This window comes from Mesorhizobium sp. M7D.F.Ca.US.004.01.2.1, from assembly GCF_003997785.1.
GTDB classification, from domain to species: Bacteria; Pseudomonadota; Alphaproteobacteria; order Rhizobiales; family Rhizobiaceae; genus Mesorhizobium; species Mesorhizobium loti.
The window spans coordinates 1-17,317 of sequence record NZ_RZRQ01000116.1 but is presented as its reverse complement, the minus strand read 5'-3'; the positions used below and the strand labels follow the sequence as shown (position 1 = coordinate 17,317).

20 protein-coding genes are annotated in these 17,317 nt (G+C 65.4%); 6 read left to right on the top strand and 14 right to left on the bottom strand.

Annotation, left to right across the window (positions count from 1 at the left end):
- From EN993_RS17510 to EN993_RS17480, 7 genes are all read right to left on the bottom strand, one after another.
- On the bottom strand, positions 1-419 hold a 419-nt coding region (locus tag EN993_RS17510), incomplete at its 3' end, for a 3-methyl-2-oxobutanoate hydroxymethyltransferase (RefSeq protein WP_206532380.1).
- Between the two features lies 1 nt (position 420).
- Entirely contained in the window at positions 421-882 is a 462-nt protein-coding gene (rbsD, locus tag EN993_RS17505) for a D-ribose pyranase (protein ID WP_109661348.1), read from the bottom strand.
- Positions 879-1,829 (bottom strand): ribokinase, encoded by a 951-nt coding sequence (locus tag EN993_RS17500; protein ID WP_109660307.1) that lies wholly within the window; start codon positions 1,827-1,829, stop codon positions 879-881. The genes rbsD and EN993_RS17500 overlap by 4 nt, the downstream gene beginning before the upstream one ends.
- A gap of 11 nt (positions 1,830-1,840) precedes the next feature.
- Positions 1,841-3,352: a sugar ABC transporter ATP-binding protein gene (locus EN993_RS17495; RefSeq protein ID WP_109660309.1), complete on the bottom strand. Its 1,512-nt coding sequence runs from the start codon at positions 3,350-3,352 to the stop codon at positions 1,841-1,843.
- Between the two features lie 54 nt (positions 3,353-3,406).
- Positions 3,407-4,375 (bottom strand): sugar ABC transporter substrate-binding protein, encoded by a 969-nt coding sequence (locus EN993_RS17490; RefSeq protein WP_127264361.1) that lies wholly within the window; start codon positions 4,373-4,375, stop codon positions 3,407-3,409.
- Between the two features lie 63 nt (positions 4,376-4,438).
- Positions 4,439-5,461 carry an ABC transporter permease gene (locus EN993_RS17485; protein WP_127264359.1) on the bottom strand — a complete coding sequence of 341 codons (1,023 nt, stop codon included), beginning with the start codon at positions 5,459-5,461 and terminating at the stop codon, positions 4,439-4,441.
- A 229-nt stretch (positions 5,462-5,690) separates the two neighbouring features.
- The gene (locus EN993_RS17480) at positions 5,691-6,476 is read right to left on the bottom strand and encodes a phytanoyl-CoA dioxygenase family protein (RefSeq protein WP_127264357.1); all 786 of its coding nucleotides are present in this window, start codon (positions 6,474-6,476) and stop codon (positions 5,691-5,693) included.
- Positions 6,477-6,595: 119 nt separating this feature from the next.
- Here EN993_RS17480 and EN993_RS17475 point away from each other — a divergent pair, with 119 nt between their 5' ends.
- A complete protein-coding gene (locus EN993_RS17475; protein WP_127264355.1) occupies positions 6,596-7,486 on the top strand; it encodes an AraC family transcriptional regulator in 891 nt (296 codons plus the stop codon).
- A 130-nt stretch (positions 7,487-7,616) separates the two neighbouring features.
- Positions 7,617-8,339 carry a gamma-glutamylcyclotransferase gene (locus EN993_RS17470; RefSeq protein ID WP_109660317.1) on the top strand — a complete coding sequence of 241 codons (723 nt, stop codon included), beginning with the start codon at positions 7,617-7,619 and terminating at the stop codon, positions 8,337-8,339.
- Here the strand turns inward: EN993_RS17470 and EN993_RS17465 are convergent.
- From EN993_RS17465 to EN993_RS17445, 5 genes are all read right to left on the bottom strand, one after another.
- Entirely contained in the window at positions 8,326-10,278 is a 1,953-nt protein-coding gene (locus EN993_RS17465; protein WP_127264353.1) for a glycoside hydrolase family 127 protein, read from the bottom strand. The genes EN993_RS17470 and EN993_RS17465 overlap by 14 nt on opposite strands.
- 22 nt (positions 10,279-10,300) lie before the next feature.
- On the bottom strand, positions 10,301-11,158 hold the full coding sequence (locus EN993_RS17460; RefSeq protein ID WP_127264351.1) for a carbohydrate ABC transporter permease: 858 nt from the start codon (positions 11,156-11,158) through the stop codon (positions 10,301-10,303).
- Positions 11,158-12,081 (bottom strand): sugar ABC transporter permease, encoded by a 924-nt coding sequence (locus EN993_RS17455; protein ID WP_127264349.1) that lies wholly within the window; start codon positions 12,079-12,081, stop codon positions 11,158-11,160. The genes EN993_RS17460 and EN993_RS17455 overlap by 1 nt, the downstream gene beginning before the upstream one ends.
- A 177-nt stretch (positions 12,082-12,258) precedes the next feature.
- Positions 12,259-13,506 (bottom strand): sugar ABC transporter substrate-binding protein, encoded by a 1,248-nt coding sequence (locus EN993_RS17450; protein ID WP_127264347.1) that lies wholly within the window; start codon positions 13,504-13,506, stop codon positions 12,259-12,261.
- Between the two features lie 63 nt (positions 13,507-13,569).
- Entirely contained in the window at positions 13,570-14,613 is a 1,044-nt protein-coding gene (locus EN993_RS17445) for a LacI family DNA-binding transcriptional regulator (protein WP_127264345.1), read from the bottom strand.
- A gap of 305 nt (positions 14,614-14,918) precedes the next feature.
- Here EN993_RS17445 and EN993_RS17440 point away from each other — a divergent pair, with 305 nt between their 5' ends.
- The 4 genes from EN993_RS17440 (at position 14,919) to EN993_RS17425 (ending at position 16,827) form a co-directional block, all read left to right on the top strand.
- Entirely contained in the window at positions 14,919-15,986 is a 1,068-nt protein-coding gene (locus EN993_RS17440; RefSeq protein WP_127264343.1) for a sensor domain-containing diguanylate cyclase, read from the top strand.
- 121 nt (positions 15,987-16,107) lie between these two features.
- Complete coding sequence (locus EN993_RS17435) at positions 16,108-16,356, top strand: hypothetical protein (RefSeq protein WP_245462894.1); 249 nt, start codon at positions 16,108-16,110, stop codon at positions 16,354-16,356.
- Positions 16,357-16,361: 5 nt separating this feature from the next.
- Complete coding sequence (locus EN993_RS17430; protein WP_027160878.1) at positions 16,362-16,553, top strand: hypothetical protein; 192 nt, start codon at positions 16,362-16,364, stop codon at positions 16,551-16,553.
- Positions 16,554-16,605: 52 nt separating this feature from the next.
- Positions 16,606-16,827, top strand: coding sequence for a DUF6500 family protein (locus EN993_RS17425; protein WP_109660331.1), 222 nt, complete (start codon positions 16,606-16,608; stop codon positions 16,825-16,827).
- A 31-nt stretch (positions 16,828-16,858) separates the two neighbouring features.
- On the opposite strand, the gene EN993_RS17420 is transcribed toward EN993_RS17425, so the two are convergent.
- Positions 16,859-17,125 carry a DUF1488 domain-containing protein gene (locus EN993_RS17420; protein WP_056591303.1) on the bottom strand — a complete coding sequence of 89 codons (267 nt, stop codon included), beginning with the start codon at positions 17,123-17,125 and terminating at the stop codon, positions 16,859-16,861.
- The coding region (locus EN993_RS17415; protein ID WP_127264342.1) for a hypothetical protein at positions 17,122-17,317 on the bottom strand (196 nt) is incomplete at its 5' end. The genes EN993_RS17420 and EN993_RS17415, both read right to left, overlap by 4 nt.

Below are 17,317 nucleotides of genomic sequence, written 5' to 3'. Positions count from 1 at the left end.
GCCCGAATGCTGCCGACCCAGGTGGATTTGCGCGGCACGAAACCGAGATGGCCCATGACGGGGATCTGTTCGTTGGCGAGCATGCGCACGGTATCGAGACCGCGCCCGGTGATGACGGCGTCGGCGCCCGCCGTGACGGCGGAGAAGGCGGTGCGCAGGATTTCGTCTGATGTCACCACATCGGCAAAGCCGAGCGCGGCGGTGACGAAGACGCGGCGCGATCCTTCGCGCACGCGGGACACGTTGGCGGCGCGGCAGACCACCATCTCGATGCCGGCGGCCTCGGCCGCCCCCGCCTCTTCGGCGGTTTCGGCCGTCACCTGGGCGGCATGCCGGCCGCCGCCCTTCAGCGCCCGCAGGCTGGCGACGGTCACGCTGCGCTCGACCTCGCGGCCGCCGAAGTCGAAGATGCGCGGCATCTTAGCCCTTCAGCTTCTTGGCATAGTAGTCCGGCGCAACGACACCGGGCTTGGAAAACCAGGCCGGCACGTCGACGCCGGAATAGAGCAGGATGTTGCCCCACGGGTCGAAGGCGCCGGTGCGCACGATGACCTTGGCCTTGGCCGCCATCTCGCCAAGGATGGTCTCGTGCGTCGTGGTCTCGAAATCGGCGTCGGGGAACAATCGCTTCAGCTTGGCCAGCAGCGGCGCATTGTGCACCGGCAGCGTGTCGGCATAGCCGACGCGCTCGGCGATCAGGTTGGCGGCGATCGGCGCCAGCACGGTTTCGAGGTCGGGCACGTCGGGCGAGATGGCGAGGTCGATGCGCCAGGCGCTCGACGGGATCGGAAAGCCCGCATCGCAAACGATCATCAAATCGCCATGGCCCATCGAGGCGATGGCGTGCGCCAGTTCGGCGTTGAGCAGCCGGTTTCGGTTCATGTCGGTCCCTTCCATGTTGTCTTGATTGCCTCGGCGTAGAGCGCATCGGCCTGTGCCCGCTCGGGCAGGCCCGGAATGACGCCGAGCCGGGTGCAGGCGATGCCGCCGCAGACGACGCCGAAGCGGACCGCGTCGACGATGTCGCGGCCTTCGGCCAGCGCCACCGCGAAGCCGGAGTTGAAGGCGTCGCCGGCACCGGTGGTGTCGACCACGGCGACGGGCACGGCTGGCACCATCACGTCGAGCTCATCGGTCAGGATCAGGGCGCCGCTGCGGCCGAGCGTCACCACCACGTTGCGCACGCCTCGCCGGCGCAATTCGCCGGCGAGTTCGCGCGAGGAGCGCGGATCGTCGGCCGGCAGGCCGAGCAGGATGCGCAATTCGCTCTCGTTGGGGGTCAAATAGTCGACGGAGGCGAAGATCGCGTCGGGAAGCTGGCGCGCCGGTGCCGGGTTGAGGATGGTGCGGGCGCCATGCTTGCGGCCAAGCTGCATGGCGCGGGCGGCGGCCGCGATCGGCACTTCAAGCACGGTCATGACGACATCGCTTTGCGCGATGCGCTGTTCGGCCGCGTCGACGGTCGCCGCATCCATCAGCTCGTTGGCGCCCATGTCGAGGATGATGAAGTTCTCACCCTTGTCGTTGAGGATGATGAAGCCGACGCCGGTGGCGCGTTCGGTTCTCGTCGTGACCAGGCTCGCATCGACGCCCTCGGCGGCATAGAGGTCGGTGGCAATGCCGGCGAGCTTGTCGGTGCCGATGATGGCGACCAGCGCCGAGCGCGCGCCGAGCCTTGCGGTGGCCACCGCCTGGTTCGAGCCCTTGCCGCCGGCGCCCATGTCGAAATCGGTGCCGAGCATCGTCTCGCCGAAGATCGGCAGTTTTGGCGCCCGCATGGTCAGGCCGACCGCGAAACTGCCGACGATGGTAATTCTGGGTGTGCTCATCAATGCCTCGTTCAGGACGCCATGGCGCGTGCCAGGATCGCTTCCTCGTTGATGCCGGCTCCGGTCAGCTCGCCCGATATGCCACCATTGCGCAGCACCAGAACGCGTTCGGCGTTCATGATCAATTCGGGAATCTCCGACGAGATCATCACCACAGCCACGCCTTCGCCGGCGATGCCGCGCAGGATGGCGTAGATCTCGGCCTTGGCGCCGACATCGACGCCGCGCGTCGGCTCGTGCAGCACCAGCACGCGCGGGTTGGTGACCAGGCTGCGCCCAAGGATGATCTTCTGCTGGTTGCCGCCCGACAAGGTCGCCAGCTTTTGACCGAGATGTGAAATGCGCGCGTCGAGCCGGGCGACCTGCGCGCGGGCCTCGCGGCGCACGGCACCACGCCGCATGAAGCCGGCCATCGAGAAGCGCGGCAGCGAGGCCGAGACGACATTGTTGGCGACGCTCATCGACAACAGCGCACCGGCGCCGCGGCGGTCGGCCGGCACCAACGCCATGCCGTTGCGGATCGAGGCCTGCGGGTCGGCGGCGCGCAATTCCTTGCCGTCTATGGTGACGCGGCCGCTGCGCTGGCACAGGCCGAACAGCGCCTCGCCCAGCATGTCCTTGCCGGAATCCGGCAGGCCGCCAATGCCGAGGATTTCGCCGGCGCGGGCATGAAAGCTCAGCCTGTCCAGCCCCGGCGCGGTCAGCTTGTCGACAGACAGCACGATTGCCGCCTCATCCGACCGCGCTTCCGGTTGCAGCGACCATTGCGCCGCCGTGTCGAGGTCGCGGCCGACCATGGCGCGGATCAGCCGGTCTTCCGACACGCCGTCATTGTCGATGGTCTCGATGGTGCGGCCGTCGCGCATCACGGTGATGCGGTCGGCAAGGTCGAGCACTTCCTTCAGATGATGCGAGACGTAGATGACGGTGACGTCTTCGCCGCGCAACTGCCTGACGATTTCGAACAGCCGTTCGCTCTCACGCTTGGACAGCGCCGAATTGGGTTCGTCGAGCACCAGCACGCGGGCGCGCTGGCGGATGGCGCCAGCGATCTCGACCAGCTGCATCTCGGCCACCGACAGGCGCGACACTTTCGTGTCGGGATCGAGCGCGCCCATGCCGAGCCGGGTCAGTGCCGCGCGCGCCTCGCGCCGCATCTGGTCGCGCGGCACGAAGGACAGCGACGAGCGCGCCGCCATGTCCGACATCATGATGTTCTCGGCGATGGTCAGCGTCGGGCAGAGCGCCAGTTCCTGGTAGACCACGGTGATGCCGGCGGCGCGGCTGGCCAGCGGCGAGGCAATGGTGGCGCGGCTGCCGTCGATGCGGATTTCGCCGCCGTCCGGTTGCAGGTCGCCGGCCAGGATGTTCATCAGCGTCGATTTGCCGGCGCCGTTCTCGCCGATGACGGCGTGCACCTCGCCGGCGCGGAAGCCGACGGAAATGCGGTCGAGCGCCAGCACGCCGGGGAACCGCTTGGTCAGCCCGGAGATTTCGACGATGGGGGTCTGTTGCTCTGTCATTGGCTGGCTGGCCGAGCAGGTCTGCCGGATCGGCAAACCTGCTCGGCTTGCTTGTTACTTCTTGGCCACCTCGGCGATGTTTTCCTTGGTGTAGATGCCGACGCCGGTGTCGACATTGTTGATCGGCTGGCCCTTGAGGAATTGGACGATCAGGTCGACCGCGGCAAAGCCCTGCTTCTCCGGCGCCTGGTCGATCGTAGCATTGACATTGCCGTCCTGGACAAGCTGCACCGTCTGGTCGAGCAGGTCGAAGCCGACCACCTTGACCTTGTCGGCGGCCTTGTTGCGTTCGACCCACGTGCCTGCGGCGGGCGTCGAGCAGCATTCGAGCGACAAGACGCCTGATATCGACGGATTGGCGAGCATGGCGTTCTCGATCGCCGCGTAGATCTTCTGCGGGTCGGTGCCGGTGTTGAGCGTCGAGACCACCTCGATGCCGGATTCGGCCTTCAGCGCCTCGCGCGCGCCCTTCTCGCGGTCGAGCGACCACTGCGCGGCGGCGTCGATGGTGGTGATCATCACCTTGCCCTTGCCGCCCAGCACCTTGGCCATCAGCTTGCCGGCCTCGCGGCCGGACTGGACGAGATCCTGGCCAGCGAAGGCGAGGCGCTTGCTCTCCGGATTGTCGGTGTTGAAGGTAACGACCGGGATGCCGGCGGCGATGACGCGATCGATCACCGGCGCCAGCGCGTCGGTGGAGACGGAGGAGATCGCCAGCCCGTCCATCTTGCCCATCAGCGTCTCGATCTCCGAGATCTGGCCGTCGGCATCGGCGCCGACCGGGCCGATGAACTGGGCGCCGACCTTGTCCTCCTTGGCGGCGCGCTCGACGCCGGCCTTCATGAACGGCGCGAATTCGTTGGAGACGTCATGGTAGGAAACGTAGATGTCGAGCGGCTGGCCGGCATCGATCTTGGCCTTGATGCGCGGCGCCAGCGTAAAATCGGCGAGCTTGGATTCGGCATGCGCCGACAGCGGAAACAGGCTGAGCGTGGCTGCGAGAATGACGTGTCTGATGTTCATGGATAGTCCTCCCTTTTTGGTTCTGGTTGCTTCTGTTTTCTGCGAGTAACCCGTTGTCTGTGATCAACCCGTTCGGCGCGTGCTCCATTTGTCGATGCCGACCGCGATGATGATGACCAGGCCGATCATCAGCTCCTGCACGAAGGGCGACACGCCCAGCAGCACCAGGCCGTTGCGCATGACGCCGATGATCAGCACGCCCAGAATGGTGCCGAGGATGGTGCCTTCGCCGCCCGACAGCGAGGCGCCGCCGACGATGGTGGCAGCGATGACGTCGAGCTCCAGGCCGAGCCCGGTGCGTCCGGCCTGGCTGGAGGGCAGGAAGGCGAGGCCCAGAATGCCGGCAAGCGCGGCGAGCACGCCCATCAGGATGAAGGCTGATATCTTGACCTTGTTGACGGAGATGCCGGAGACCCGCGCGGCCTTGGCGCTGCCGCCGACGGCATAGACGCGGAAGCCGAAATTGGAGAAGGACAGCACAATCAAGGCCAGCACCGCGACGATGACGAAGAACACCAGCTGCATCGGGATGATGGTGAACAGGTAGCCCTGGCCGATGAAGGAGAAGGTTTGCAGCACTTCCGGCAACGCGCCGTTGCGGGCGTTGACCGTCACCGGCTGGCCGTTGGTCAGGATGAGGGCCGCACCACGTACGATGGAGAGCATGCCGAGCGTGGCGATCAGCGAGGGCAGGCGGCCATAGGTGGAAAGCACGCCGTTGATGAGGCCGATGGCGACGCCGGTGAGCAAGCCGACGCCGATCGCCGGCAGCAGCGTCCAGCCGGCAATGATCAGCATGCCTGTGGCGAGGCCGGAGAATGCGTAGGTCGAGCCGACCGACAGGTCGACCTCGCCGGCGATCAGCACGAACGTCATGCCGACCGCCATGATCCCGAGCAAGGAGATCTGGCGCCCGACATTGAGCAGGTTCAGCGATGTCAGGAATCCATCGGTGGCGAAGGACAAAAACAGGCACAGCACGAGCAGCGCGATGAACACGCCTGCCTCGCGCGCCCGCAACAGCCGCGCCATCGTGAATCGGTCCGTGGCTGGCGCGCGCGCGCCGGTCCTGACCGCATCGGCCATACAGCATCCTCCCTGCGCGTGGCCCGCCGGTCCTCACCAGCGTGGCCACTCCTCCGTTTCATCGACCCGAGCCGAGCTCGTGCGCGGGCCGTTGCCTTGGAGCCGGTCCCGAACTGATTCAGGATCAGGCTCTATCTCCCTGTTCCGCCATGATTTTTCGGGAGTCCGGTTGCGGCTCCCCGGATCATGGCCGGGCGTGGGCTGACCGCCACACCCTGTATTTGCGGCGTCAGGACGCCTTGCGGAAGGACCCGGCCGGCACCTTGTGCATCTCGTCAAAATTTCCGTAGTCGCGCACCTTCTTGAACGGCGCGTTCTCGACGGCGTTGTAGGAACAGATGTAGCCCCAGCGATAGGTGTCCGAACGGTTGGCATCGGAGCGGTGCAGCAGATTGCCGTCGAAGATCAGGGCGTCGCCGGCTTCCATCTCGACATAGATGTGCTCGAAGCGTTTCAGCGCCGCGTCCAGATGTTCCTGCTCGACATTGGTCTGGTCGTTCTCTCTGATATGGTTGAGACGGCCGAGCTTGTGCGTGCCTTTCAGCACCTGCAGGCAGCCGTTCTCGCGGGTCGCCTTGTCGAGCGCGACATAGATGCTCATCATCTCGGGCGCCAAGCAGCCGTAATTGTACCAGTAGCCGAAATCCTGGTGCCATTCCCAGGCGCCGCCCTCATTGGGCTGCTTCATCGTCATCTTGTGGCTGTAGAGGTAGATCGGCTTGCCGACGGCGGCCTCGGCCAGATCGACCATGCGCTCGTCGCGGGCGAGAAGGCCGTATTTGTCGTCCTCGGCCTTGGTCCACATCTTGAGAAGAGTGGTCTTGCCTTCCTTGTCGCCCTTGGCCATCACGGCGCCGCTCTTGTTCTCGGCCTCGAGCTGCTTGCGGGCGTGGTCTCGGAAATCCTCCACTTCCGCGACGCTCAGCAGTCCCCTGCGGATAATGTACCCGTCACGGGCGTAGAGCTCGGTTTCCTGCTTGGTCATCGCCAACGTCGTCTTGCCTCCCTGGTCCATCGGGGCCGCCGCTGGCGCAAGGCGCCTGGAAAGCCCGCAAAACTTGGGGGATCCGGCCACTACCCGCCGAAATCCCGTCCTCTTGAGATCGACCATAGCGACGCTTGGAAGCGAACAAAATGGACAGCAAGGCACTCGCTTTGTATAAAACGCGCATGATGGCAAAGACGTCGGTTTTCGAGAGTTTCCACTATGTGCCGGCGGCCGGATGGACGCGCACGGCGTTCAGCGTGCTGCGCGCCGGCAAGGTCGCCGCGGCGCCCGACTACCGCATCGAACGGCCCGTCTATCCCGGCCAGGACATCCTCTATTGCCTGTCGGGCCGGGGTTTCGTGGAGACGCTGGGGCAGAGGCTGGAGGTGCGCGCCAACCAGCTGGTGTGGATGGCAAACGAGGCGCCGCATGTGCACGCGGCCGATCCGGCCGATCCCTGGACCTTGCTCTGGTTCAGGCTCGACGGGCCCGATCCGGCCATCCTGCGGCGGAAATTGTTCGGCGAAGGGATATTGCGGACCGTGTTCACGGAAGGCACCGGTCCGGCGCCATGGTTCGAGCGGCTGTTCGCGGCGTTGCGGCGGCGCGACGCCGGGCTCGACCTGCGCCTCAACCAGCTGGTCGCCGAATTCCTGCTTCTGGTCGACCGTGCGGTGAACGGCGCCGGCAATGACGATCTGCCGAAGCCGCTCGCTTCAGCACTCGACGCCATGCGCGCCGCGCCCGGCTCCGCCTGGACGGCGCCGGACCTCGCCACTGTCACCGGCCTTGGCGCCTCTCAGATAAGGCGGCTGTTCCAGAAGCATCTGCGCACCAGCCCGCACCAGTGGCTGATGCGCGAGCGGCTGATGCAGGCGCAGTCGCTGCTGGTGCAGGGCGACCAGCCGCTGGCCGAAGTGGCCGAGGCCTGCGGCTTCTGCGACGTCTATCATTTCGGGCGCGAGTTCAAGCGCTCGGTCGGCATCTCGCCGGCCGCCTGGCGGCGCAGCGAACTGAGTGCGGCGCCGGGGCGTTAGGATAGTCGATACTTACGAATCCTTTCAGGCGGTTGGGCGTGGCTGTTCAGATTTTGAGTCCGCGTGTCCGGCCGTCCCTTGAGAATCTCCTTGCCTTGAGCAACATGGCGACGATGCCCGAGGCGCAAGAATGAACAAGCCGATTTCCACCGCACCACCACGCAAGGCGCCGATGGCTCTGACCGCGGACCTCGTTGCCCGCACCATGCGCGCGGTAGAGGATGCCGGGCCGACGCCGGGCATGGTTTACATGACCGATGCGGACTATGCGCGCATCCGCGACGAAGTGCTGGCCACGGCTCCAGCCGGGCCGCTGAAATTGTTTGCCTATGGCTCGCTGCTGTGGAAACCCGCAGGCGAGGTGAGCGGCGGCGAACGCGCGGTGGCGACCGGCTGGCACCGTTCGTTCTGCTTCACGGTGCAGCGTTTTCGCGGCACCGTCGAGCAGCCCGGCCTGATGATGGCGCTCGATCGCGGCGGCCAGTGCCAGGGCATGGTGTTCGAGATCGCCGAGCCGGTGGCGGCCAATCTCGAAGCGCTGCTGCGCCGCGAGATGACCATCCTGCCGGCCGTCAACGTGCCGCGCTGGCTGCAGGTCAGGACCGCAGGCGGCTCATGCCGCGCGCTCGGCTTCGTCGTCGATCCGGCCAATCCGCGCTATGCCGGCAAGCTCGACAAGCAGGCGATCGCGGCGACGCTGGCGACAGCCGTCGGCCATTGGGGCTCGGGTGCCGAATATCTGTTCGAGACCATCCGCCACCTCGAAGCCTGCGGCATCCGCGACCGCAATCTGTGGCAGCTGCAGGCGCTGGTGGCCGAGGAGATCGGACGCCTGTCGTTCACCCGTCCCTGAGCCATACCAGCATTTCGCCGGGCTCGCGGTTGTCCCAGGCGAAGTAGGGAATGGCGGTCAGGCGCGTCTCGGCGGTGGCCGGCGGCTCGGGCCTGTAGAGCCCGCTTTGCCAACCGTCGGCGGCGTCGGCAAGTGCTGTGGCCGACAGCGTCACCACACCGCCGAGAAGCTCCGGCCGGTGCCGTGCTTCGACGCTGGCCGTCCTCGGCAGGGACACGCGATGCAGCTGGCTGTCATTGTCTGATGCCTCGACGCAGTAGATCAGCGGACCGCGCGACAGCGCGACGCGGCCGGCATCCTGGCGCACCTGCGGATTGGCATAGAGCCGCTCGATCGGCATTTCGAGATCGAGCCGCACCTGGTCGCCCTTTTTCCATGTCCGCTGGATCGCGGCATAGCCGTCGCTGGTGATTTCAGCCAGCTTGACCGCCTCGCCATTGATCTTCAGCTCGGCGGCGGCGCTCCAGGCTGGGATGCGCAGGTGCAGCGTGAACTCGACCGGCGCCTGCGGCTCGAGCGTGATCTCGACGGCGCCGTCCCAGGGATAGCGGCTCGCCTGGGCAAGGCTGGCCGGGATGCCTGATATGTCGAAGCGGGCGGTCGAATCGCCATAGAGATGAACGGCCAGCGCATCGTCGGCCAAGCTGTAGAAATAGCTGCCGATCGAGGCGACCATGCGCCCGATATTGGGCGGGCAGCAGGGGCAGCGGTGCCATTTCCAGCGGTTGTGGGCGCCCCGGCTTTCCAGCGGATTCTCGTAGAAGAACAGCGAGCCGTCGAGCGACAGGCCCGAGATCGAGCCATTGTAGAGGGCGCGTTCCATCATGTCGGCGTAGCGCGCGTTCGGTCCCATGCCGAGCATGCGGCTGGCCCAGAACACCAGCCCGACCGCGGCGCATGTCTCGGCATAGGCGCTCTCGTTGGGCAGGTCGTAGTCGCTGGTGAAACCCTCATTGTCCGCCGACGGTCCGAGCCCACCGGTGATGTAGAGGCTCTTGGTGGTGAGATCGTCCCACAGAAGGTCGAGTGCGGTGCGCAGCGTGTCGTCGCCATACTCGGTGGCGATGTCGGCCATGCCCGAATAGAGGTACATCGCCCTGACCGCGTGGCCGACCACCTTGTCCTGCTCGCGCACCGGCTTGTGCGACTGGTTATACTCATAGGTCTTGAAGTGGAAATCCTTCGGATCGGCGCCGCGGGCGCGGGCCTCCTCGTCGAAATAATGCGGCTGCCGGCCGCGCTCGTCGATGAAGTATTTCGCCAGCTCCATGTATTTCTGCTCGCCTGTCACCCGTGCCAGCTTGACCAGCGCCAACTCGATTTCCTCATGGCCGCAATAGCCATGTTTCTGGCCGGGCTGCGGCCCCAGCACCGTGGCGATATGGTCGACGAAGCGACACATCACATCGAGCAGCTTGCGTTTTCCCGTGGCCTGGTAGTAGGCGACCGCGCCTTCGATCAGATGGCCGGCGCAATAGAGCTCGTGGCAGTCGCGCAGATTGGTCCAGCGCAGGCCGGGCTGGATGCGCTGGTACCAGCTGGAGAGATAGCCGTCTTCCTGCTGCAGCTTCTCATACATGTCGATGACGACATCGATCTTCTTCTCCAGTTCGGGGTTCTTGCGCCGATAGAGCGAATAGGCCGCGGTTTCGATGGTCTTGCCCCAGTCGGAATCCCAGAACATCTGCGTCGTCACGGTGCGGGCGGTGAAGCCGTCATTGACATGGAAGGGGATGACGATGCCGGGCGAGGGCCGGTCCGGATCGATCTGCTCCAGCATGCGCGCCTCGACGCAGCGCTCGTAGAGGATGTCGGCGGTGCGCGTGGCGACCGCGTCGGCGCGGTCGCCCCAGAAGCCGTGCACGTCGACCTGCGGCACCGGCAGCGGGCGGAAGGCGAGCTTTGGTTTTCCGGTCTTTGCGGATGGCGATGCGGTCATGAACTTACTCCATTCGGTCTGTCTATTTGACGGCCCCGGCCATCAGGCCGCGGATGTAGAAGCGCTGCAGGGCCAGGAAAAGGATGAGGCACGGCACCATCATCACGGTGACGCCCGCCTGCACCGCGCCCCAGTCGATGGCGCCGAAGCGGCCCGATTGCAGTGCGGTCATCATCACCGGCAGGGTGAATTTGGACTGGTCGGTCATCAGCACCAGGGCGGCGAGGAATTCGTTCCAGGCGCCGAGGAAGGCAAACAGCGCGATGGTGACGACGCCCGGCCAGACCAGCGGCAGCATCACCTTCAAAAGCATGGTGAGATTGCTGGCACCGTCCATGCGGGCGGCTTCCTCGATCTCGCGCGGCACCGCGTCGAAGGCGTTGCGCATCATGAAGATCGAGAACGGCAGTTGCAGCGTGACATAGACGCCGACTAGGCCGGTCAGCGTGTTGTGCAGGCCAAGCTTGGTCAGCACCAGGAAGATCGGCGTCAAGATCGACTGGAACGGGATCATGATCGTCGACAGGATGAGGATGAAGAACAGGTCCTTGCACGGAAACCGGAACCGCGAAAAGCCGTAGCCGGCCAGCACGCTGACTGCGACCGACAGCACCACCGTCATCACCGAGACGTAGATGCTGTTCTGTGCCGAGACCCACAGCCCGTCGCCGAAGCTGTTGAGCGTGGCATAGTTCTCCAGCGAGAAGCCTGATGTCGGCCAGGGCGGCAGCGGCGGCAGGCGTGCTTCCTGCGCCGGCTTGAACGCCGACAGCACCGCCCACACGATCGGCGCCGCAAACAGCACCGAGGCGATGACGCCGGTCGAATGCTCACCGATGCGGGCCAGAAGCCGGCGGTTGCGGTAGGCGGCCTGCGCCATCAGTCGAGCCCCTCGGGCTTGCGCAGCAGCCACAGCTGGACGAGGCTGAGCGCCACCAGGACGACGAGCAGCACCATCGACAAAGCCGCGCCATAGCCGAGCTTGAACGACACGAAGGACTGGTTGAAGATCCAGTAGACCGCCGTCAGCGTCTGGTTGCGCGGGCCGCCGCGCAGGATGATGTAGAACTGGTCGAAGGCGAGGATCGAGCCGGCGACCGACAGGATCAGCGCCAGCGCGAGCGTACGGCGCATCAGTGGCAGGGTGATCGCCCTGAACCTGGCGAAAGGCCCGGCGCCGTCGATGACGGCGGCCTCCTGCAGATCCTGCGGGATCGATTGCAGGCCGGCCATCAGGATGATCATGGTGAAGCCGGCGACCTTCCAGACGACCATGGCGATGATCGACCAGAAGGCCGGCTGGAAGGTGGCCAGAAGGTTGAACTTCCTGTCGATCAGGCCGAGGTCGTAGGCGGCCGGGCTGAACAGGCCGGAATCGACATTCAAGAGCCACGACCAGAGCAGACTGGCCGAGGCGAAACCGACAACCGCCGGCATGAAGAACATGGTCCGGTAGAGATTGGTCAGCGGCCGCGGCCGTTCGACGAACAGCGCCAGCGGAAACGCCACCACGAAGATCGCGATGGTGACGATCACGGTGTAGTAGGCGGTGAAGCGCAGCGCGTTCCAGAACCTGGTGTCGCGCAGGATGGCGACATAGTTGCCGAGGCCGATATAGAAGTGCTCGCCCATCAAGGGCCAGTTGTGCAGCGACATCCACGCCGTCATGCCGAGCGGGATCAGGAAGAAGACGACGACCAGCGCGACAGCCGGCGCGACATAAAGCAGGCCGATCCACTGCCGGCGGCCGGCGACTTTGCGGGCGCGGGGCGGGGCGGTGGTTGCTGCGGTGATGACGGTCATGGCTGCTCTTCCGTTGGCACTGCGTCCCCCTCCCCCTTGAGGGGAGGGGCCGGCCGAAGGCCGGGGGTGGGGTCGTCTCTACAGCGCGCCGACGTCAGAAAACGTCGAGCACTGCCGAGACGACCCCACCCGGACCTGCGGTCCGACCTCCCCTCGAGGGGGAGGTGGGGTTGGCGCTTATTTCTGCGGCGCCTGGTCGATGATCGACTGCATCGTCTCCTGCGCATTGGCGATCGCGCCGTCGACATCGTCGCCGAAGAAGACCTCGTTGATCATCTGCGTCCACGGCCCGTTGGCGGAGTTGATCAGGTCGTTGAACACCACCGAATAAGGCGTGCGGCCCTTGGCCATTGCCTCGGCGGCGATCTGGTAGCGTGGATCGAGATCCTTCAGCGCGTCCTTGGCGATGTCGCCGCGCACCGGCAGGCTGCCGTATTTGGCGAGGATCGTCTGGCCCTCGAGCGAATAGGCGAAATCGAGGAACTCCTTCACCACGGGCAGTTTCGTGGTGCCCTTGGTGACGACGAAATTGTCGCCGCCGGCAAAGGACGACCAGCCGCTATCCTTGCCCGGCAGGAAGGTGACGCCGTAGTCGATATCGGGATACTGGGTGTTGAGCGCGCCGATGGCGAAGGCGCCGGACGGCGAGATGCCGATATTGCCGGCGGCGAAGGCGGCGAAGAAGTTGGCGCCGGTGTCGGTCTGCGCACCTGCCGGCACCAGATCCTTCTTGACCATCGAGCGGTAGAGATCGATGGCGCCGCGCAATTGCGGGCTGTCCAGCGTCGCCTTGGAGCCGTCCTCCGAGAGGATGTCGCCGCCAGACGCCCAGATCAGCGGCGTGAAGGTGAAGATGTTGCAGCCGCCGCAATTGCCGGAAAAGTAGAAGCCCTTGATGTTGCCGCCGAGTGCGTTGACCTTCTCGGCGTCGGCCGCGATCTCGGCCCAGTTGGCCGGGCCTTTTTCAGGGTCGAGGCCAGCCTGCTTGAACAGCTTCTTGTTCCAGATCAACACCGAGGCGTCGGCGGAGAAGGGCAGGCCGTAAATGTGATCCTTGTAGGTTCCGGTCTTCACATGCGCCGGCGACAGGCTGGCGAAATAGGGCAGGGACTTGGCCCAGTCGGTGATGTCCTCCAGCTGGCCGGCTGCGGCGAAGGAGGGCGTGTAGATCAGGTCGAGCGACAGCGCGTCGGGCGCGGTGCCGCCGGCGGCCGCGGCACCATATTTCGGGATGATCTCGGCATTGGGGATGATGTCCAGCTTGACCTGGTTGGTGTGCGCCTTGTTGTAGGCGTCGACGATCCTCGGCATGAAATTCGAGCCGTCGGCGCGCACCCAGATGTTGGCCGTCTCGGCGGCGGCAGTGCCAAGCCCGCTGCCCAGAACGGCAGTGGCCAGGGCCAGTTTGGCAATCAGGTTCCTCATGTTCTCCTCCTCCAGGGTTGGCCGCGCTTCGCGGCTTGGCGCCGATCACGCGGCGCTTCGTCTTCAGCCATCCAGCGGATGGCCGCATGACTGCCGCACCACCAGCCGGCACGGCAGTTTTCGAATGCCCGGCGCGGCGGGCTTGCCGCCGACCAGCGAAAGCAGGGTCAGCCCGGCCTCGCGCCCGAGTGCGACCAGGTTCATATCGACGGAGGTCAGCGGCGGGCGCGTCGCCTCGGCCACGATCTCCCAATTGTCGAAACCGATAACGCCGACATCGCCGGGAACGCTCAAGCCACGCTCGCGCAAGGCATCGATGACGCCGCGCGCGATCTGGTCGTTGCCGCAGAAGACGGCATCCGGCCTCTCGCTCTTGCCGTCGAACAGGTGCGCCACCGCCTCGTGACCCCAGGCTTCCGACCAGGAGCCGAGCAGCGGCTCGGTGACCGACAGGCCGTTTTCGATCAGCACGTCGCGGTAAGCCTGGGCGCGGGCATGCACCACGGCGAAGCTCGCCGGTCCGGTGACATGGGCGATGTGCTTGCGACCCAGCCGACAGAAATGCTCGATCGCCAGCCGGGCACCTTCGGCGTCGTCCGAGACGAAGGCGATGGCGTCGGGATCGGGCTGCGTGAAGGCATAGATGACCGGAACGCGCAGATTGGAGAGGTCGACAGGCAGATGGCGGTCGATGCGCTTGCCGGTGGCGATGATGCCGTCGACGCGCTTGTCGAGCATGGCGTCGACATGCATCTGGCCAAGGCGCGGATCTTCCTCGACATTGCACAGGAACACCGAGACGCCATTGTCGACCAGCGCGTCCGAAATGCCCGACATCAGCGGCAGCGAGAAACGGCCATAAGTATCGTTGGTGAGCAGGCCGACGGTGAAGCTGCGCCGCCTGAGCAGGCTCTGCGCCAGGCTGTTGGGCCGAAAGCCGAGACGCCGGGCTGTCTCGCGGATGCGTTCGCGCGTCTCGGCCGTCATGCGCCCCTGGTCGTTGAGCGCCTTCGAGGCGGTCGCGACGCTGACGCGGGCCTGCGCGGCCACGTCACGCAAGGTGACTGGCTTGGAAAAGACCGGGACAGGCAGATCGTCCGATGGCATGGCGCCGAGAATCCTCAGTTGGGAAAAGGTTTTCTCTTAAGGTCCGAAAAAAGACCCGGCACATGGCCAAGCCTGATCGGAACTGTTTGAAAAAACCTTTTCTCAAGTCAAGGCTAGGCCAGATCGGGAGGTCGTTCAAGGAGAAAAGTGGGTGGGAGTTCCGTTGGTGGAGAGAAAGGTCAGAGATAGCAAGGCTTGGGTTCCTCTCTCCCACTCCCGTGGGGGCGAGGAACCACTGATTGTCAGTGAAGTGTTAATCGCTTGCGCGCCATGGTGATCTCCCGCCAAGACAGCAGAGCCTCGACATGTCCGATACGCCCTACAGTCCGAAAGGCCCGGCGCGGCCCCGCGCCGGCGTGACGGCGGCCATGCAAGGCGCCGACGAACGCCACCGCGCCGCCGCCACCACAATCGCCCGGCTCAAGGCGGAGCTCGCGGCGCAGGCGGCACTGATCGCCAGCCAGGAGCTTTCGCTGGCGCACAGCCGCAAGATTTTCGACCGCGCCTCGGTCGCCGCGCGCCTCGGCGTTTGGGAGTGCAGCCTGCCCGGCGAGCAACTGGCATGGACCGATGTCGTCTATGATCTGTTCGACCTGCCGCGCGGCTCGGTGCTCGATCGCTCGGAGATCATCAAGTGCTACCCGGCGGAGTCGCGTAAGGCGCTGGACACATTGCGCGGTCGCGCGATCGCCGAGCGCAGCGGCTTCAATCTCGACGCCGAGATCACCACTTTCACCGGCCGCAGCCGCTGGATCCGCATCACCGCGACGGTCGAGTGCGAGGAGGGCGTTCCCGTGCGCATCTTCGGCATGAAGCAGGACATCACCGAAGAGAAGATCCTGTCGGACCGGATGCGCTATCTCGCCGAATATGACGTCATGACGGGGCTTGCCAATCGCGGCCGGTTCCAGGCGCGGCTTGCGCATGCCGACGAGGGCCGCCCGCTCGGCGCGCTGCTTCTGGTCGACCTCGACGGCTTCAAGGCCGTCAACGATACGTTCGGCCATGTCGTCGGCGACGAATGCCTGAAGGAAGCGGCAAAGCGGCTTGCCGCCGGCTGCGGCGAGGCCGATTTGGTGGCCCGCGTCGGCGGCGACGAGTTCGCGGTGCTGGTTGGGCCGCATCTCGATCGTGGGGCGGTCTCGGGTCTGGCGCGCCGCATCATCGAGGCGATGGGCAAGCCGGTCGCCGCCTGTGGCCAGTCGCTCGGGCTCGGCGCCTCGGTCGGCATCGCCTTCGCTGAAGCGGGCGCGCCCTGCGATCTGTTCGCGCAGGCCGACACCGCGCTCTATGCCGCCAAGGCGGCAGGGCGCAACACGTTCCGCATCTTCAAGGCGCAAGCCGGCGTGAGAGGCCGCAGCGCCGCGGCGTGAGATCTGGCGGCTGTTTGTTCTACAGCCCTCGCCGACCTGGCCCGCACATCTTCCACAGTCGGTGGCGCCCATTTGCATTTGGCATGCAGGGCGCTCGCGAAAAGAGTGCTATGGAAGGGACATGAGCGTCCTTGCTCCGCTCTTCCCGACATTCGAGGTCATTTTCGTGCGTGAACCGTCGCTGCTGCCCGTCTTTGGAAAACTTGGCCTCAAGGCGCCTGTCGCCCTGGTGGCGCCGGCGTCGTCGGCGGGTGTCGTGTCGCGCCTGCGGGAGCTGGTGGCCGCGCATGGCGGCATGATGCTGAAGCTGTCGGTCATCGCCTGGACGGTGCTGATCCTGGGCGCCGTGTTTTTCATGATGCAGGGCTGACCGGCATGGCCAACCGCTACACGCTGCGCATGGAGCTCCCCCAGAGCTGGAGCATCATCGACGTCTTCACCGGCCAGCCTGCCGTGGTCCGGCAAAAGGTGATGGTCGGGATGGGTCCGCGTGAGGCCGAGGACATGGTCGTGCAGATGAATGTCCGCGACGTCAAACGCCGCGAGCGGGCCGAGCGCAAGGCCTGATCCGTACCGGCCGCCGGCAGAAGCCTGCCGCACCGCAAATCAAGGGATTCCCGTGAGAGCCAGCCTGAAGCAGAAGATACTGGAGGTCTGCGACCGCAAGATCTCCGAGAAGGGGGCCGGCGTCGGCGTGTCGTTCTACGCGTTTTTCGCCAACAGGAACGACGACCCCGAACTCCTGATGGAAGCCGCCGAATGGTGGATCAGAACGCACCGCCTCGACCATTTTGAAAAGGCTGCGAAGATACGCGCGATGGTCGAGGAGATGGATCTTTAATCTTTGTTTTGAGCGACATGCATTGGGCTGATCAGCCGAAATCGGCTGCCGTCAGCACATACATGCTCTTGTGGGTGCGGTCGTAGGCCTTTGCCGCCACTTCGCGGATGGCGCTGCTCTCGGTGTCGAATGTCTGGAGGTAGCCAGCCTCGTCGGCAGCAGTTCCCGGCCGCATCTTGGCCATGGCGTCGGCTGCGACGGAGAACGAGATCTGGAACATGCCGTCATGGCCGACGAAACGGATGCGCTTGCCGGCTTCGTCATAGCTGCGGCTGCGGTTGGGGAAGGTGAGGCTCATGTCTTGACCTCCGTGGCGGCGGCCTTCTTGGTCACCCGCTTCTTCTTCGGCGTCGGGTTCAGGGCTTCAGCGACGCGGTCGGCCTCTTCCTTGGCCAGCCGCAGCTCCCTCAGCCTTGCCGTCTTGATCTCCCGGGCCCTTGCCTCGGACATGTATTCGGCGGTTGCCTTGTTTTTCTCCGCTGTCTTTTTC

Bases quoted from the DNA above. Each gene is read 5' to 3' on its own strand.
- rbsD (WP_109661348.1), bottom strand. From the start codon at position 882: ATGAACCGAAACCGGCTGCTCAACGCCGAACTGGCGCACGCCATCGCC.
- EN993_RS17500 (WP_109660307.1), bottom strand. From the start codon at position 1,829: ATGAGCACACCCAGAATTACCATCGTCGGCAGTTTCGCGGTCGGCCTG.
- EN993_RS17495 (WP_109660309.1), bottom strand. From the start codon at position 3,352: ATGACAGAGCAACAGACCCCCATCGTCGAAATCTCCGGGCTGACCAAG.
- EN993_RS17490 (WP_127264361.1), bottom strand. From the start codon at position 4,375: ATGAACATCAGACACGTCATTCTCGCAGCCACGCTCAGCCTGTTTCCG.
- EN993_RS17485 (WP_127264359.1), bottom strand. From the start codon at position 5,461: ATGGCCGATGCGGTCAGGACCGGCGCGCGCGCGCCAGCCACGGACCGA.
- EN993_RS17480 (WP_127264357.1), bottom strand. From the start codon at position 6,476: ATGGACCAGGGAGGCAAGACGACGTTGGCGATGACCAAGCAGGAAACC.
- EN993_RS17475 (WP_127264355.1), top strand. From the start codon at position 6,596: ATGGACAGCAAGGCACTCGCTTTGTATAAAACGCGCATGATGGCAAAG.
- EN993_RS17470 (WP_109660317.1), top strand. From the start codon at position 7,617: ATGAACAAGCCGATTTCCACCGCACCACCACGCAAGGCGCCGATGGCT.
- EN993_RS17465 (WP_127264353.1), bottom strand. From the start codon at position 10,278: ATGACCGCATCGCCATCCGCAAAGACCGGAAAACCAAAGCTCGCCTTC.
- EN993_RS17460 (WP_127264351.1), bottom strand. From the start codon at position 11,158: ATGGCGCAGGCCGCCTACCGCAACCGCCGGCTTCTGGCCCGCATCGGT.
- EN993_RS17455 (WP_127264349.1), bottom strand. From the start codon at position 12,081: ATGACCGTCATCACCGCAGCAACCACCGCCCCGCCCCGCGCCCGCAAA.
- EN993_RS17450 (WP_127264347.1), bottom strand. From the start codon at position 13,506: ATGAGGAACCTGATTGCCAAACTGGCCCTGGCCACTGCCGTTCTGGGC.
- EN993_RS17445 (WP_127264345.1), bottom strand. From the start codon at position 14,613: ATGCCATCGGACGATCTGCCTGTCCCGGTCTTTTCCAAGCCAGTCACC.
- EN993_RS17440 (WP_127264343.1), top strand. From the start codon at position 14,919: ATGTCCGATACGCCCTACAGTCCGAAAGGCCCGGCGCGGCCCCGCGCC.
- EN993_RS17435 (WP_245462894.1), top strand. From the start codon at position 16,108: ATGAGCGTCCTTGCTCCGCTCTTCCCGACATTCGAGGTCATTTTCGTG.
- EN993_RS17430 (WP_027160878.1), top strand. From the start codon at position 16,362: ATGGCCAACCGCTACACGCTGCGCATGGAGCTCCCCCAGAGCTGGAGC.
- EN993_RS17420 (WP_056591303.1), bottom strand. From the start codon at position 17,125: ATGAGCCTCACCTTCCCCAACCGCAGCCGCAGCTATGACGAAGCCGGC.